15 protein-coding genes are annotated in these 16163 nt (G+C 65.0%); all 15 read right to left on the reverse strand.

The window, feature by feature from the left end; all coding sequences use genetic code 11:
• Window positions 1–548: HAD-IIIA family hydrolase (locus tag VJ307_03265; protein HJX73151.1), on the reverse strand; the 548-nt coding region annotated here is incomplete at its 3' end.
• Window positions 545–1450: a lysophospholipid acyltransferase family protein gene (locus tag VJ307_03270; GenBank protein ID HJX73152.1), complete on the reverse strand. Its 906-nt coding sequence runs from the start codon at window positions 1448–1450 to the stop codon at window positions 545–547. The genes VJ307_03270 and VJ307_03265, both read right to left, overlap by 4 nt.
• The gene (gene lpxK / locus VJ307_03275) at window positions 1447–2457 is read right to left on the reverse strand and encodes a tetraacyldisaccharide 4'-kinase (GenBank protein ID HJX73153.1); all 1011 of its coding nucleotides are present in this window, start codon (window positions 2455–2457) and stop codon (window positions 1447–1449) included. The genes VJ307_03270 and lpxK overlap by 4 nt, the downstream gene beginning before the upstream one ends.
• Window positions 2454–3824, reverse strand: a complete 1371-nt coding sequence (locus tag VJ307_03280; GenBank protein ID HJX73154.1) for a 3-deoxy-D-manno-octulosonic acid transferase — start codon at window positions 3822–3824, stop codon at window positions 2454–2456. The genes lpxK and VJ307_03280 overlap by 4 nt, the downstream gene beginning before the upstream one ends.
• Window positions 3796–5562, reverse strand: a complete 1767-nt coding sequence (msbA, locus tag VJ307_03285; GenBank protein ID HJX73155.1) for a lipid A export permease/ATP-binding protein MsbA — start codon at window positions 5560–5562, stop codon at window positions 3796–3798. The genes VJ307_03280 and msbA overlap by 29 nt, the downstream gene beginning before the upstream one ends.
• Window positions 5553–6707 (reverse strand): lipid-A-disaccharide synthase, encoded by a 1155-nt coding sequence (gene lpxB, locus VJ307_03290; GenBank protein ID HJX73156.1) that lies wholly within the window; start codon window positions 6705–6707, stop codon window positions 5553–5555. Before lpxB ends, msbA begins: the two co-directional genes overlap by 10 nt.
• Complete coding sequence (locus VJ307_03295) at window positions 6704–7636, reverse strand: Gfo/Idh/MocA family oxidoreductase (GenBank protein HJX73157.1); 933 nt, start codon at window positions 7634–7636, stop codon at window positions 6704–6706. Before VJ307_03295 ends, lpxB begins: the two co-directional genes overlap by 4 nt.
• A gap of 3 nt (window positions 7637–7639) precedes the next feature.
• Window positions 7640–8422: an acyl-ACP--UDP-N-acetylglucosamine O-acyltransferase gene (lpxA, locus tag VJ307_03300; protein HJX73158.1), complete on the reverse strand. Its 783-nt coding sequence runs from the start codon at window positions 8420–8422 to the stop codon at window positions 7640–7642.
• Window positions 8419–8880, reverse strand: a complete 462-nt coding sequence (fabZ, locus tag VJ307_03305) for a 3-hydroxyacyl-ACP dehydratase FabZ (GenBank protein ID HJX73159.1) — start codon at window positions 8878–8880, stop codon at window positions 8419–8421. Before fabZ ends, lpxA begins: the two co-directional genes overlap by 4 nt.
• A 4-nt stretch (window positions 8881–8884) precedes the next feature.
• Window positions 8885–9916 carry a UDP-3-O-(3-hydroxymyristoyl)glucosamine N-acyltransferase gene (gene lpxD, locus VJ307_03310; GenBank protein ID HJX73160.1) on the reverse strand — a complete coding sequence of 344 codons (1032 nt, stop codon included), beginning with the start codon at window positions 9914–9916 and terminating at the stop codon, window positions 8885–8887.
• Complete coding sequence (locus VJ307_03315) at window positions 9906–10439, reverse strand: OmpH family outer membrane protein (protein HJX73161.1); 534 nt, start codon at window positions 10437–10439, stop codon at window positions 9906–9908. The genes lpxD and VJ307_03315 overlap by 11 nt, the downstream gene beginning before the upstream one ends.
• Before the next feature lie 15 nt (window positions 10440–10454).
• The gene (gene bamA / locus VJ307_03320; GenBank protein ID HJX73162.1) at window positions 10455–12632 is read right to left on the reverse strand and encodes an outer membrane protein assembly factor BamA; all 2178 of its coding nucleotides are present in this window, start codon (window positions 12630–12632) and stop codon (window positions 10455–10457) included.
• 92 nt (window positions 12633–12724) lie between these two features.
• Window positions 12725–13405 (reverse strand): ABC transporter ATP-binding protein, encoded by a 681-nt coding sequence (locus VJ307_03325; GenBank protein ID HJX73163.1) that lies wholly within the window; start codon window positions 13403–13405, stop codon window positions 12725–12727.
• Complete coding sequence (locus VJ307_03330) at window positions 13398–14633, reverse strand: lipoprotein-releasing ABC transporter permease subunit (GenBank protein ID HJX73164.1); 1236 nt, start codon at window positions 14631–14633, stop codon at window positions 13398–13400. Before VJ307_03330 ends, VJ307_03325 begins: the two co-directional genes overlap by 8 nt.
• A 6-nt stretch (window positions 14634–14639) precedes the next feature.
• Window positions 14640–16127 (reverse strand): lysine--tRNA ligase, encoded by a 1488-nt coding sequence (gene lysS / locus VJ307_03335; protein HJX73165.1) that lies wholly within the window; start codon window positions 16125–16127, stop codon window positions 14640–14642.
• Window positions 16128–16163 lie beyond the last annotated feature (36 nt).

Consider the following 16163-nt stretch of genomic DNA (forward strand, 5'->3'; position numbering starts at 1 on the left):
TCCGCCGCTTCCCTTATGCTGGGGAGGAACACGTCGGGCCGGACACCGCGGCGCTCCCCCTCCCGGCGCTCCGATTCCCCGTATCCTGTGGCCACCAGAATGGTTTTCGCCCGCAGACTGCGGCCCATCGTCACATCGGTCATTTTATCACCGACGATCCACATCGTATACGAGGCCGGTTTCCCGATGCGCGCCAGCACCTTTTGCGCCATCCCGGGGGAAGGTTTCCGGCAGTCGCATACGGCGCGATACTTTTCCACCGACCCTTCCGGATGGTGGGGGCAATACTCCACAGCGGCGAACTCGACCCCCTTCGCGCGGAAAAGTTCGACGAACGCCCGGTGAACCGCTTCCATCTGATCCTCTTGGAACTTCCCCTTCGCGAGTCCCGCCTGGTTGGAGAGGACCGCGAGGGCGAATCCCTCCCCCGAAAGGCGCAGGAGGGACTTAGCCGCCCCGGGAATCTCGCGCACCTCCCGGGGGTCGGAGAGGTACCCCACCTCCTCGATCAGCGTGCCGTCCCGGTCGAGGAACACGATCCCCCTCATCGGACCTCCCGGTACAGATCCGGTTCCCCAGGCGGCCTCGTCTTCCACCTGCGGTGTAACCAGAGCCAATGCGCGGGGTCTTCCCGGATCACCTTCTCCAGTTCCTCGTTGCACCGGCGCGTGAGACGCACCACCTCCTCCTCCCGCGGCGCGGACGGGTCCATCGGGATCGCCGGCCCGAACCGCAGGGTGTGGTGGTATTTTCTCCGCGAATCCCGGAAGATGAACGCGGAGTGGATATTCGTGCGGAGCGCGAGGGCCATCCGTGCGATTCCGTAGCTCGTGTACGCCTTCTTCGAAAAGAAGTCGACCAGCACCCCCTGGGGACGGTCCACGTTCTGGTCGATCAGGATCCCGACCATGGTCCCCCGGCGCACCTCCCGCATCACCTCCTTCGCGGAGTCGAACTTCCGGATCACCCGGTTCCCGACCCATTCCCTCCGCTCCGAAACGATCCGGTCCCACGCCGGATCCGAAAGCGGGCGGACGATGAACGCCATGGGAGCGACGAGCGTGCCGTACGCGTGCGAGGCGAGTTCCCAGTTCCCGAAATGCCCCGTGAGCCCGAGCACACCCAAGCCCCGTTCCTGTTCGCTCCGCCGGAGATGCTCGAGACCCTCGATCCGGATGTGCTCCTCGACATACGTTCGGTCCATCTTCGGGATGTGGATGAATTCGGCCGCCGCCGTGCCCATCCTCGCGTAGCAGAGACGGACGATCCGGGCGGCTTCCTTGTCCCCCATTCCCGGGAAGGCGATCCGGAGGTTGATCCGGGCGATCTTCCGGTGCTTTCCGTCCACGGCCCAGACAAGCAGCATCGCCAGTTCGAACAAAGCGGACCGGACCGGCAGCGGGAGCGCTTCCGCCAGGCGCAGGATCGCCCGGTACGCCTTTTCCCTCATCGCCCTTTTCCTCTCCCGATCCTCTCCAGGAGGAGACGGGACAGGACTTCCCACCCGGAAAGAAATTCCACCCCGACGCGCAGCGCCGCGACCGGAAACGGCACCTCGGCCGGAAGCCGGACCATGTCCTTTTCGGTGGTGACGACGGGAAGGCCGGCGGCCGCGGCACGGATCCTCTCGAGGTCGGCCGCGCGGTACGGGTGGTGGTCCCGGAATCCGAGGAACCGTTGCACGAGAAAGCCGGACGCGCGGAGAGTTTCCTCGAATCGGTCGTTTTGCGCGACCCCCGAAAAAGCCACGATCGGTTGCTCCCCCGTGGGAAGCGGACTTTCCGCACCGTCGCGGTCGACGAGCGCGCGCGGGACAAGACGGGTAAAAGCCGCGGTCTTGCCCGGCGGAAACGGTATGCCTCCGATCGCCCGCCTGCCGTGTTCGAGGCTTTCGCATCGGGTAACGACCAGGGCGTCCGCGAACCGGGCCTGGTCCGGAAGCTCCCGGAGCGGTCCGAACGGTAGGGTCCGCCGGTTCCCCAGCCCCCGGACGGCGTCGACCAGGAGGAGATCGGCGTCCCGGCGGAGGGATAGGTGCTGGAACCCGTCGTCGAGCAGGAACGCATCCACCTCGAGAACCCGGAGACATTCGGTCCCCGCGGCAAACCGGGATTCGCCCACGAGCACGGGAACCCCGGGGAGGGTCGACGCGAGAAGGGCCGGCTCATCTCCCACCCGCTCCGCCGCGCCGGCTCCGAACCCGCTCGCAGGTCCTCCCCCCGCCCCCCGCGAAGCCCAGACGACGCCGCTCGTCTTCCTTCCGTACCCGCGGCTCAGGATCGCGACCTTCACCCCCAGGCCGGAAAGCCATCCGGCAAGGAACTGCACGTGCGGCGTCTTTCCCGATCCCCCCACGGTCAGGTTGCCCACGCTCACCACGGGCCGGGGCAGGGATAAGGACCGGAGGATTCCCGCACCGTAGAGGGTCCTTTTCCACCGGGCGACGGTCCCGATCAAGGCGTTCCTCCCTCTCGCCGGGAGAGTTCGCGGACCACGAGGGCGACGTTTTCCCCGGTGGCGCCCCGCAGTCCTTCCAGCAATCGCCGGGCGCGCTTCCCCCTTTCCAGGAACGGGGTGCGGTCGGCCGCCCACTGCGAAAGAACCCGGGAAAGATCGGCCGCGTCCCGCACCAGGGTCACCGCCTCCCCCCGGGTGAAGATCTCGGTGATCTCCCGAAAATTGCCCATGTGGGTCCCGGCGACGATGGGCACTCCGAACAGGGCGGGCTCGAGGATGTTGTGTCCCCCCTTCGGGACGATGCTTCCCCCGACGAAGGCGATATCCGCCATGGCATACGCGGAGAGCAGTTCCCCGACGGTGTCCAGGAGAACGACGGGGGCGGACCGCTCTTCCCCTTCCTGCGCGATCTTGGTTTTTCGCTCCACCTCCCACCCCCGCCGGCCGCACAGCTCCGCGACGGCGTCGAAACGTTCAGGGTGGCGCGGCGCGAGAAGAAGCCGAACGGACCGGTTGATCGACCGCGCACCGCCGAATGCGGACAGCACCGCCTCTTCCTCTCCCTCGTGGGTCGATCCGGCGACGAACCATGAGGACCCCCGGTCCTTTTCGCCGCGCAGCCAGGAGAAAAAGGGGGTATCGGTTTCGGGGGGAGGAGCGACGTCGAACTTCATGTTTCCGGTGACCGATACCTTCTCCGGGGGTGCACCCAGGGAGATGATCCGGCGGGCGTCCTCCTCCGTCTGCATGGCGACGGCGGTCACGCACGAGAGGACCCTCCCGAAGAGGGATTTCACCCGGCCGTAGCCGCGCAGCGAGCGTTCCGAGATTCTCCCGTTCAGGATGACGACGGGAATCCCCCGTCTCGCGCACTCCCCCAGGAAATTCGGCCAGATCTCCGTTTCGAGAATCGCCACGACGTCCGGACCGACCCTGTCGAGAAATTTCCCCGCGATGCCGGGAAAGTCGAAAGGAAAGAAAAGCGTCGCCTCGATCTGGCCGGCAAGCGCCCTTCCGGCCACCTCCTGCCCGGTGAGCGTAACCGTGGAGAAGAACAGTTCCACGGAAGGGAGCAGACTCCGGAGCATGCGGACGAGGGGGACCGCCGAGAGGGTTTCCCCCACCGAGACCGCGTGAATCAGGATCCTGCGCTTTCCTCCCTTCGGCGGAATGCGCCCGAGATGAACCCCGAGCCGGTCCGGGAAATTCCTTCTCCGTTTCCGGGAGAGCGCCATCCAGGGGATCCAGCCCGGCGCCGCAAGGATCAGGGCGCCCTTGAGGGCCAGGTTGTAAAGGAAATGCGCCTGGCTGCCCGGGTGGAACCCTTTGCCCCCCCCGTCAGGCGCTGCCGGGTCGGCTTTCCGCACCGGGCTTCCTCTCCTCGAACTGCTTGAGGTAGAACAAGCGATATCGGGACTCCCGGGAGAGCAGCTCCTCGTGCCGCCCGCTCTCGACGATCCGCCCGTCCTCCACCACAAGAATCATGTCGGCGTTGCGGACCGTGGAGAGCCTGTGGGCGATCACGAAGGTGGTCCGGCCCCGCATGAGGTGCTCGAGCGCCTCCTGGACCACGCTTTCCGACTCGGAGTCGAGGGCCGATGTGGCCTCGTCCAGGACCAGGACCGGGGCGTCCTTGAGAAGAGCCCGGGCGATGGCCACGCGCTGCCTTTCGCCCCCCGACAGCTTCAGCCCCTGTTCGCCGACGACGGTGTCGTACCCCTCGGGGAGCCTGGTGATGAATCCGTGCGCGTTCGCCTTGCGCGCGGCCTCCTCGACTTTCTCCCTCGGGGCGTCCGCGGCCCCGTAGGAGATGTTGTTTCTCACCGTGTCGTTGAACAGGATCGTGTGCTGGCTGACAATCCCGATCTGCGAACGGAGCGAGGCAAGCGAGACGTCCCGGATATCCGTGCCGTCGATCCGGATCGCCCCGTTCTGCGGATCGTAGAACCGCGGAAGCAGGTCCACAAGGGTCGTCTTGCCCGCCCCGCTCGAGCCGACGACCGCCACCAGCGTGCCGAGAGGCACCCGGAAGGCGATGTCCTTCAGGATGTACTCCCCCCCCGCGGAATACCGGAAATCGACGTGGTCGAACTCGATCTCGCGTTCGATGCCCGCAAGGTCGGGCGCCCCCTTTTTTTCCTCGACATCGGGCAGCGTGTCGAGGACCTCGAACACGCGGGTGGCCGCGGCGATCCCCTGCTGGATCACGTTGTTGATCCGGGAAAGGCTCTTGATCGGCTCGTACAGCATGAAGAGAGCCGTCATGAAGGAGAAGAAGTTCCCGGGGGTGCTCTGTCCTTTCACGACGCTGTAGCCGCCGTAGAAGATGACCGCCGCCGCGCCCACCCCCGCGAACATCTCCGAGAGGGGGGAGGTCAGCGCCTGCACCTTCACCACCTTCATGCTCAGGCGGAACAGTTGGGCGTTGCGGGAGGCGAACCGGTCCACCTCGTACTCCTCGGCACCGAAGGATTTCACGAGCTTCGCGCCGCTGATCGTTTCCTGCAAGTGGGAGGTCAGCCCGCCGGTGACCTCCTGGGTCCGGATACTTGTCCTGCGGAGCTTTCGGCCGAACCGCGCGATGGGCCAGAAGGCGAGAGGGAATGCCACGAGGGCGACCAGCGCCAGCTTCCAGTCGCGGTAAAAGATGACCCCCACCAGGAAGAGCGCGGAAAAAACGTCCTTGATGAGGCCCGTGACCGCCTCCGTCACCGCTCCCTGCATGAGCCCGACATCGTTGGTCACGCGGGACATCAGCACGCCGGTGGGGTGCCTCATGTAGAAGGAAAGGGAGAGGGACTGCATATGGCGATACAGGTGGTCCCGGATATCCCGGATCACCCGCTGGCCTACGCCGCTCATCAGGTAGCTCTGCGCGAACTCGAAGACTCCCTTGAGCAAGTAGACCGCCAGGACAAGCACGGGGATGATGGCGAGACGGGTGGTGTCCTTGTTGATGAAGATGTCGTCCAGCGCGGGCTTGACGAGAAAGGCGATCGCGCCCCGGAAGGAGGAGACGACGATCATGAACAGCATCGCGCACAGAAGACGACCCTGGTAGGGGCGAACGTAGGCGAGCATGCGCCGGTAGATGGTCAACCCCATGCCTCACCCGCCTCCTGCGCAAGCATCTCCACCACCGCCTCCGACGGACCCGTCCCCGCCAGGACTTCCCGAAGGGCACGGCACTGCTCCCCCAGTTCCTCCCGACGCTTGTCGTCGGCCAGCAGTCCTTCGATCTCCCCGGCCATCGTCTCGGAACGGCATGCGTCCTGAATCAGCTCCGGAAGGAACTTCCGTCCCGCCACGATGTTGGGCAGCCCGATGCACGTCACCGAGGCCAGCTTCCTGCTGATCCGGTAGGTCATCGAGGACGTGCGGTAGACGATCACGGCCGGCACGCCGAGGAGCGCCAGTTCGAGCGTTGCCGTGCCGGATGCGCAAATCGCAGCCGTCATCCCCCGGAACAGCAGAAACCGTTCGTTTTCCACTATTGTCAGAGGGAGCTCGACCCCCGTCAATATGTCCTGTATCGCGTCCCGGAACCCCGGCGCGGCAAGCGGTACGGCGAAGTGCACGTCGGGGAAGCGCCCCGCGATCCTTCGCGCCGCCGCCACCATCGGGGGGAAGTGCCTACGGATCTCCCCCGGACGGCTCCCCGGAAGAAGCCCCACGACCCTCTTCCCCTCCGGGATTCCGAACCGGCCCGGGTCCGCGACGGCGTCCCAATAGGGTCCCAGTTCGTCGAGAAGGGGATGACCGGCAAACCGCACGTTCACCCCTTTCGCCCTGAGGATCGGCTCCTCGAAGGGAAAGGGGACCACCACGCCCCTCGTGAATCGGGCCAGTTCCCCGGCCCGTCCCGCCCTCCACGCCCACAGCTGCGGGGGAATGTAGTAGATCACGGGGATCCCATGCTCGTTCCCCTTTTTCCCGACCCGGAAGTTGAATTCGGGAAAATCGACGAGAAGCAGAGCGCCCACGTCGGGGCGCGTGGCCCTTTGCACCGCGGCGCGCAGCGCCCGGACGATCGCAGGCAAGTGGCGGGCCACCTCGGTCAACCCGACCACGGAGATCTCCCCGTAATCCAGCAGGAGGCGCACCCCCTCGCTCGCCAGCCGGACGCTCCCGATCCCCTCCATCGGGACCTCGGGAAACCTCTTCCGGAACGCCCGGGCAACCCGAACCGCGTACGTCTCCCCGGAGGGCTCCCCGCAGACGATGAACAGGGTCTTTCTCCCGGGGGTCAACGTCTCCTCATCTTCCGAAGGATGCGGAAGGCCACCTCCAGCGCCGCGAGTCCGTCCGCTCCGGAAACGCGGGGACGTGCGCCGGTCCTCACGCAATCCACGAAGGAGCGGATCTCGTCGCGGAGGGCGTCCCCCTTTTCCGTTTCCAGCAGTTCCCCGGTGATCTCCGGCATCCCCCGCGGCCCCTGCGGGAAAGTCCTTCGGAAAATCTGGATGGAGTTCTCGACGAAGTCCATCGACACGTAGGCTTCTTCCTGGAAGATCCGTATCTTGCGCTGCTTGCGCGCGGAGACCCTGCTCGCCGTCATGTTGGCCACGCATCCGTTGGCGAAGGAGAGCCGGGCGTTCGCGATATCGATGTTCGGGGAGATTACCGGGATCCCGACGGCGCTGATCCGGACGACGGGTGACCGGACGAACGAGAGGAGGAGATCGATGTCGTGGATCATCAGGTCGAGCACCACATCCACGTCCGTGCCTCGGGCCCCGAAGGGCCCGAGCCGATGGCATTCGACGAACCTCGGCTCCTTCAGAACGGACGCGGCGGAGAGGACCGCGGAGTTGAACCTCTCCAGGTGCCCGATCTGGAAGACGAGACGGCGCACCTCGGCCTCCCGGACCAGGGCGCGACCCTCCCGGACGGTCGCCGCGATCGGCTTTTCGAGAAGGACGTGGACCCCCGCGCGCATCGCCTCCTTCGCCACCCGGTAATGGGCGGTCGTGGGCACCGCGATGGATACCGCATCGATCTCCCGGAGCAGCTCCCGGCTGCCCGCACGGAAGGAGGTCCCGAACTCCTCCGCGACCCTCTCCCCCCGTTCCCGGTCGGCGTCGCATACCCCGACGAGAGCGACGTCGTCGAAGGACGCCAATTTCTGGGTGTGCAGCCTTCCGAGGTATCCGACGCCGATGACGCCCACGCGCAGCATGCCCTACCTCTGCACTCCCCGTTTGCTGGACTGGACGAAATCGAGAAGATGCCGGATTTCGGGGAGCGGGGCCGTTTCCGCCGCCGCCCGGGCGAGCGCCTCCCGCATGGGAAGACCCGAACGGAAGAGGATCCGGTACGCCTTCTTCAACTCCGCGATCGTCTCCTCCGAAAAACCGTTCCTTCGGAGCCCGATGAGGTTCAGCCCGTACAGGCCCCTCCCCTTTTGCCCCCGGGCCACGACCGCCGTCACGTACGGGGGGATGTCGAGGGGAAGGCCCGACAGCGCCCCGACCATGGCGAAGGAGCCGATGCGGACGAATTGATGGACCCCCACGAGACCGCCGATGATCGCCTTCGCCCCGACCTCCACGTGCCCGGCCAGCGTGGCCGCGTTGGCAACGATCACACGGTCGCCGACATGACAGTCGTGGGCGACGTGGCAGTACGCCATCAGGAGCACGCCGTTTCCTACACGCGTTACGCCCCCCCCGGCGGCGGTCCCCCGGTTCACCGTGACGTATTCCCGGATGGTGCACCCCTCGCCGATCTCCACCCAGGTTTCCTCCCCCCGGTACTTCAGGTCCTGGGGCGGAGAGCCGATCGACGCGAAGGAATACACCCGGGTATCTTTCCCGACCCGGGCATGGGACTCGATGATCGCGTGCGCACCGACCCTGCACCCTTCCCTCAGTGTCACCCGGGGTCCGATCATGGCGTACGCCCCGACCTCCACCCCTTCCCCCAGCACCGCTCCGGGATCGATGATCGCCGTCGGATGAATCATCGGCCCGCTCCTTCCAGGTCCCGCTCGTTCCGCGGGTGGGCGAGGGACGCCGTCAGGTCGGCCACCGCGGCGAGGACACCGTCCACGGTGGCCTCTCCGTGCATTTTCCAGACCGATCCCTTGCGGCCGATGACGGTACACTCGAGGCGGAGCTGGTCTCCCGGGACGACGGGCCGGCGGAATTTGCATTTGTCGATTCCGGCAAAAAAGGCGATTTTTCCCTCGTTGCCCATCGCCTTGAGGGCGAGGAACCCTCCCGCCTGGGCCAACGCCTCGATGATGAGCACCCCGGGCATGATGGGGTAGTCGGGGAAGTGCCCCGCGAAGAAGGGCTCATCGATGGTAACGTTCTTCAACCCGACCACGCGCCGGCCCGGCTCCAGCTCGACGATCCGGTCCAGCAGAAGAAAAGGAAACCGGTGGGGCAGCAACTTCATGATCTCCCGGGCAGTGAACATGTCTCTATCCCCTCCTTGGGTTATTCCCTTCTTCCAGCCGCTTCACGCGGCGGAAGAGTTCCGGGAGCTTCGGAAGCAGGGTCGCCATCCGGAGCCAGACCGGATGCGGCATCGCCGGAATCCCCGACCAGGCCCGTGCTTCCGAGACGCGCAGGGAAACGGGAACGCCGCTTTTCGCCCCCAGCAGGATGCCGTCCTCCACCTCGAGATGGCCCGCGAGACCCGCTTGCCCCCCGATCATGACGCGATTGCCGATCCGCACGCTCCCGGAGATTCCGGCCTGCGCCGCGATCACCGTGTCGCTTCCGATGACCACGTTGTGTCCGACCTGGACGAGATTGTCCAGCTTCGTCCCCCGGGATATCCGGGTGACGCCGAGCGCCGCCCTGTCGATGGTGGTGTTCGCCCCGATCTCCACATCGTCCCCGATCTCGACCGTCCCCACCTGGGGGATCTTCCGGAACCCTTCGGCGGTCGGAGCGAAACCGAACCCGTCGCTCCCGATGACGCATCCCGCGTGCAGAATCACCCGGGAGCCCACCTTGACGTCGTGGTACAACACGACATGGGGATACGCCAGGCAGTCCGGACCGATGCTCACCCCCTTCCCGACATAAACCCCGGGGAACAGCGCGGTGCGGTCCCCCACCTCGGCGCCTTCCTGGATGACCACGAACGGCGCGACGGCGACATCCCGTCCGAGACGGGCGGACGGGTCGACCACCGCTTTGTCCGATATCCCCGGGGCGGGGCGCGCGGGCGGGTGAAACGCTTCCATGGCGCACGCGAATGCGAAGTACGGATTATCGGAAAGGAGAAACGCCGTCTGCGCCCCAGGCACGACTTCCTTCGCGATGATCGCCGTGGCCTTCGAATCCTTCGCGAAGCGGGCGTACTTCGGGTTCGCGAGAAACGTCACCTGACCCGGACCCGCCTCCTCGATCGGGGCGATACCGGCGACGACCCTCTCCCCGTCTCCGACCAGCCGCGCCCCGATCCGGTCCGCGAGGTCGGAGAGGCGGAACTCATTTCCCACCGGGCTTCTCCTTGTTCACCAGATCGAGCACCTTGGAGGTGATGTCCAGCGAGGGGTTGGAATAGACCACCCCGCTGCTCCTCTCCAGCAGCAGGTCGATCTTTTCCTGCTCCACAACCTTTTCCCACTGCCCCTCCACGATCTTCAAGACCCCGCGCGTAAGTTCGCCCTGACGGTTCTGCATCTCCTTTTCCGCCTCCTGGGTGAGTTGGCGAAGTTCGGCGACCTTCGCGTTGAGCGCGTCCTCCCTTTCCTTCAATTTCTCCTTTCCCAGGAGAATCTTCTGCTTGTCCAGCTCCTCCTTCATCTTCCGGGCTTCCTCGCCCCTCGCGTCGATCTTCTTCTTCAGCTCCTCGTACCTGTCCTCCATCTTCTTTCTCGCGGCCTTCCCGGCCTCGGATTCGTTCATGACCTTGTTGACGTCGATCACCGCCACTTTGAGTCCTTCCGCGAACGACGAACTTGCGGCCAGTACGGCTGCCGCGAGCAACACCGCCAAGATCCAGAGAACCCTCCCGTTCATCGCAAAACCTCCTGGTTAGAATGCCGTGCCGATCGTGAACTCCATCACCCGTTTCGCCTCGCCGGGGGCAGGGTTGAGATTCCATCCCCACTCGAACCGCAACGGTCCCATGGGGGAGTACCAGCGGATGCCCAATCCTGCCGCATACTTTAGCGCCTCGCCGTCCCAAGGCCAATCCCCCTGCCTCCAGGTGTTGCCCGCGTCGAAAAACAGGACCCCCTTGAACCCGAACTCGCCGAACAGGGGAAAGAGGTACTCCACGTTCGCCACCAGTTCCTTGTTCCCGCCGATCCGCTCGCCGGTGTTCGGGTCGGTCGGAGAAATGGTCAGCGATTTAAATCCCCGGATGCTGTAGGGCCCTCCGAGGAAGAACCGTTCGAAGATCGGCACTCTCCCCCCCACCGTGCTGATCACGTGCCCCCACAAAATGTTCCCGGAGAGGACGGTCGACGTCGTCACGGGATAAAAGACCTTCCCGCTCAGGAAGTATTTCACGAAGTCGGAGTCCCCGCCCAGCGGACCGCCGGCGTACTCCACCGTCGCGGACTCCACGGTTCCGCGAGACGGGTCGATGTGCTTGTCCGTGGTGTTCCGGTTGACGTTGAACGCGATGCTCCGGGTCTGCTGGGCCCCCTTGCTGAACTCCTCCTTCAGGATCTGGGAGACCGCCTCCCCCGGGTCGGAGATCCGGATGGAGTCGACCCGGAAGGCCATGCTGGCGGACGTGTCCCTCGTGAACGAGTACCCGATGCCCACCTTTCCCCCCACCGACTTCCGGTTGAAGTCGGTGTACTTCGTATCCGTCTTGTACGCATTCAGGAGGAGGCTGAGGTCGGTATCGAGGAAATAGGGGTCCCGGAAATCCAAGCTGAACAACGTCCTCCGGGCGCCGAACTGCGAAATGAGAGAAGCTTTCCAGCCCCTCCCCAGGAGGTTGTTCTCGGTCACCTGGACCACCCCGAACAGCTTGTCCACGGAGCTGAAACCCATCCCGCCCGACAGGGTGCCCGTCGGGCCCTCCTGGATCTCCACCTTGACGTCCATTTCCTGGGACACCACCGAGGGCGCCGTGCTGATCTTGATGTCCTTGAAGTAGGAAAGGCGGGTGAGGTTCTCCTTGCTCTTCTTGAGCCCGGTGGCGGTGTACGTCCTGCCGTCGCTCACGTCCAGGTTGCGGCGGATCACGCGGTCGAGCGTCTTGGTGTTGCCGACCACCTCCACCTTCCCGAAACGGAATTTCTCCCCCCGCGCCATCTTGTACGTCACGTCGGCGAGGGGGTATTCCTTCCGCTTCTCTACGAGGGGGGAGACGAGTGCAAGGGCGTACCCCTGGTCGTTCAGGACATTGGTCAGGGAGAGGACGTCCGCAAGCAGGGTGTCCCGGCTGAACACGTCTCCGCTTTTCAGCTTACCCTTCTCTCGTATCTCCTTCTCGGTCAGCCCGGATTCCCCGGAAAAGCGGATCTCCCCTACGCGGTACTGCCGCCCCTCGAACACGTGGATCGTCAACAGCAGTCCCTTCGGCAACCTCCCGATCTCGGGATCGGAAACCTTGGAGTCCAGAAACCCGTTGTTCTGGTACAGGGCCTCGATCCGCCGGATGTCGTTCTCGATTACGTCTTTCTTCAATGCCCCCGAGTCGGTAAGAAACGAGAAGAGCCCCTTCTCTTTCGTCTCCATCGTCTTCCGGATTTCCTTCACTCCCAGATACCGGTTCCCGGTGATCCGGATCTTGCCGATCTTGAGCTTTTCCCCTTCCGATACGCGAAAGAAGACGCGGATGGAGCCGTCCGCCTCCTCCTCGAAGGAGGAATCGACGGTCGCGTCGTAAAACCCCTTGTTCTGGCAGACCTCGACCATCTTGCGCCCGGACTCCTTGACCTTCTCCTCCTGGAAAAGGGTCCGCTCCTTGACGGTGAGGGCCGCCTTGAGGTCGGCGGTGTCCACCTCCTTGTTCCCCGCGATGGAGATCGAGGAGACGATCGGCTTCTCGGTGACGAGCACGGTCAGATGCAGCCCGCCGGGAGCATCCTCCGCGTCGATCTTCACGTCGGAGAAATACCCCATGCGGTAAATCGCCTTCACATCCTCCCGGATCCGGGCGGGGGCGAACTCTTCTCCGACACGGGTCCCCATGACCCCGAGGATCGCGTCGGCTCCCACCCGGTTCGCCCCTTCCACCCGGATCTTCAAAACGGGAAAACCGGCGGAACCGGCGGGGAAAGGACGGATTGCCGCGATCGCCAGGAGGGCTGCAACGGCGGAAGCGGCAACCCGCAAGGGGGTCAACGTACGATCCGCCCGTCGTCGATTTTCAGTACCCGGTGCATTCTCCCGGCCAGTCCCTCGTTGTGCGTGACGACCACAAGGGAAAGCCCCCTTTTCCTGTTCAGATCGACGAGAAGGTCCGCGACCCCCATCGCGGTCTCCTTGTCCAGGTTCCCGGTCGGTTCATCGGCAAGGAGGATTTCGGGGCCCATCGCCAACGCCCGGCAGATGGCCACCCTCTGCTGTTCCCCCCCGGAGAGTTCCCCGACCCGGTGCGTGGCCCTCCCGGAAAGTCCGACTTCCGAGAGAAGCTCCTCCGCCCTCTTCCGGGCCTCCTCCCGCCCCGTCCCGGCGATCAGGCAGGGGAGCATGACGTTTTCCCGGGCGTCGAATTCCGGCAGCAGGTGATGGAACTGGAAAACGAAGCCCACTTTCCGGTTCCGGAACCCGGCAAGCTTCTCCTCGGGCAAGGATGTCACGTCCTCCCCGTCATAGAGCACGTTCCCGGAAGTCGCCCGGTCGAGGGTTCCCACAATCTGGAGAAGGGTCGTCTTGCCGGCTCCCGACACCCCCACGACGCTGAGCATCTCCCCCCGGCCCAGCGTGAACGAGATCCCCTTGAGCACCTCGAGCATTCCCCCCTTCTTCCGGAATTCCTTCCGGAGGTTTTCGACGCGGAGGAAATCGACGCTATTCATACCGGATCGCCTCCGCCGGGTCGACGAGGGATGCCTGCCGCGCGGGGTACAGGGTCGCCAGGAAACAGATCACGATGGAGCTCACTCCGACCAGGATCAGGATCCCGGGGGAAAGGGCCACCGGAAGGGTGGAGATGTAATAGACGTCGCTCGGCAGATGGATGAACTCGTACCGGCGGAGGAGGAAGCAGAGGAGACCTCCGAACAATGTCCCCGCGGTGGTTCCCGCCACTCCGATCAGGAGCCCCTCGAGGGCGAAGATCTTCCGGATCATCCTCCGGCTGGCGCCGAGGGTCATCAGCACGGCGATGTCCTTGTTCTTGTCCATGACGACCATGATGAGCGTGCTGATGATGTTGAACGCGGCGACCATCACGATCAGGACGAGGATGACGAACATCACCACCTTCTCCAGCTTCAGCGCCGAGAACAGGTTCCGGTTGCTCTGCATCCAGTCCTTCGCCCAGTAAGGGTAGCCGAGCTCCTCCCGGATTCGGTTCGCGATCCGCCCCGCCTGGTAGATGTCGCCGACCTTCACCTCTACCCCCGTGGCCCGCCCCTCCATCCCCAGGAGCCTGCCCGCCTCTTCCAGGGACACGTAGGCGAACGAGGAGTCGTACTCGTACATCCCCGATTCGGCGAGCCCCACCACGCGGAACCTCGCCACACCCGGGAACGCCCCCATCGGAGTCACGTTCCCCCCGGGGGCCAGGACCTCCACGAGGTCTCCCACGGACACCCCCAAATTGCCGGCAAGCTCCTTCCCGAGGATCACCCCCGGAATCCCTTTCTCCGTCCTCTTCTCGAGATCCTCGATCCTCCCCTTGCGGACGTCCCGGGATATCCGCGTCACCTTCCCGATGGTGGCGACGTCCACGCCGCGCAGGACCCCCCCCGTCGATCCGGTACCGGAGGAGATCATCACCGGGGAGAAGAGGTACGGGCTCGTCGCTTCCACGCCCTCCACCGACCCGACCCGCCGGGCAAGGGCGAACGGGTCCGCGATGCTCCCCTCGAGACTGGTGACGTGAACGTGGGCCGTGGCTCCGAGAATGCGGTCTTTCAGCTCCTTCTCGAACCCGCTCATCACGGCCAGGACGATGATGAGGGCCATCACCCCGACCGTCACCCCCAGAATCGAGATCACGGTGATGATGGAGATGAACGTCTGCTTCCGCTTGGCCCGGAGGTATTTCAGGCCGATGAAATATTCCACCGGGAGCTCCACCCTGCGCTACCCCTCCTTCCGGAGCTGCGGGAAGAGGATGACGTCCCGGATGGAGGGGGAGTCGGTGAACAGCATCACCAGACGATCGACCCCGATCCCTTCGCCCGCCGCCGGCGGCATCCCGTATTCGAGCGCACGGAGGTAATCCTCGTCCATCGCATGCGCCGACTCGTCCCCCTTTTCCCGCGCGCGCTGCTGCTGCTCGAACCTTCGTCTCTGCTCCAGGGGGTCGTTCAGCTCGGAGAACGCGTTGGCGATCTCCCTTCCCCGGACGATCAGCTCGAATCGGTCCACGACGTGGGGACGGGAATCGTTCGCGCGGGAAAGGGGCGACACCTCGATGGGATACTCCGTGACGAACGTGGGCCCCTGGATCTTCGACTCGGCGACTTCTTCGAAGATCGCGGCCAGGAGAGCGCCCGCGGTCGCGTCCTCCTTCACGGGAAGTTCCAGACCGCGAGCCATTTCCCGCAGGAACCCCGGGTCGGAAAGCCGCTCCGCGGGGACGTTCGCGTACCGGGAGACCGCTTCGGCGACCGTCATGCGCTCCCAGGGAGGGGCGAAATCGATCGTCTCCCCCTGAACGGACACGACGGTTTTCCCGAAGAGGGAGAGCGCGAGGGAGGACAGCATCTCCTCCGTGAGCCGCATGAAATCCTCGTAGGTCGCGTGCGCCTGGTAGAATTCGAGCATCGTGAACTCGGGGTTGTGCTGGGTGGAGATCCCCTCGTTGCGGAAGTTCCGGTTGATCTCGAATACGCGCTCGATCCCCCCCACAAGAAGCCGCTTGAGATACAGTTCGGGCGCGATCCGCAGATACAGGTCCATGTCCAGGGTGTTGTGGTGGGTGATGAACGGCCGGGCGGCCGCCCCGCCCGCCACCGGCTGCATCATCGGGGTCTCCACCTCGAGGAAGTCCCGCGACGTCAGAAAGTTCCGCAGAAACGATATGATCTGGCTGCGCCGCCGGAATACCTCCCGGGACCCGTCATTGACGATGAGGTCCACGTACCTCTGACGGTAGCGGGTCTCCACGTCGGAGAGCCCGTGCCATTTCTCGGGAAGAGGCCTGAGCGACTTGGCGAGGAGGCGGATCCGCTCTCCCTGGATCGTCAGCTCCCCCGTGCGGGTGAGGAAGAGGAAACCTTCCACCCAGACGATGTCCCCGATGTCCGTCGTGTCCCGGAATCGCGAATACGCTTCTTCTCCGATCCGGTCCTGTCTGAGATACGCCTGAAGCCTCCCCGTGCGGTCGGCGATCACCAGGAACACGGCCTTCCCGAAGTGCCGCGCGGCAACGATCCGGCCGGCGATGTCGACCTGGATCTGCGCCTTCGCCAGATCCTCCCCCTCCCGGCCTTCGGCGGCTTGTTTCGCTGCGGCCGCCGTCCAGCCCACCCGCTGGTCGTTCGGGTACGGGTTCTCCCCGCCGCGCCGGACCTCGTCCGCTTTGCGGATCCGCTCCCTGACGAGGTCGTTCCACTCTTCCTTCACGCGGTCCCTCCGTTGGTTTTCCGCGCAGCTTCCGGG

The sequence above is a fragment of the Candidatus Deferrimicrobiaceae bacterium genome (genome assembly GCA_035256765.1).
Lineage (GTDB): Bacteria > Desulfobacterota > Deferrimicrobia > Deferrimicrobiales > Deferrimicrobiaceae > CSP1-8.

Bases quoted from the DNA above. Each gene is read 5' to 3' on its own strand.
- VJ307_03315 (HJX73161.1), bottom strand. From the start codon at position 10,439: ATGAACGGGAGGGTTCTCTGGATCTTGGCGGTGTTGCTCGCGGCAGCC.
- VJ307_03295 (HJX73157.1), bottom strand. From the start codon at position 7,636: ATGCTGCGCGTGGGCGTCATCGGCGTCGGATACCTCGGAAGGCTGCAC.
- fabZ (HJX73159.1), bottom strand. From the start codon at position 8,880: ATGTTCACTGCCCGGGAGATCATGAAGTTGCTGCCCCACCGGTTTCCT.
- msbA (HJX73155.1), bottom strand. From the start codon at position 5,562: ATGGGGTTGACCATCTACCGGCGCATGCTCGCCTACGTTCGCCCCTAC.
- VJ307_03325 (HJX73163.1), bottom strand. From the start codon at position 13,405: ATGAATAGCGTCGATTTCCTCCGCGTCGAAAACCTCCGGAAGGAATTC.
- VJ307_03270 (HJX73152.1), bottom strand. From the start codon at position 1,450: ATGAGGGAAAAGGCGTACCGGGCGATCCTGCGCCTGGCGGAAGCGCTC.
- lpxA (HJX73158.1), bottom strand. From the start codon at position 8,422: ATGATTCATCCGACGGCGATCATCGATCCCGGAGCGGTGCTGGGGGAA.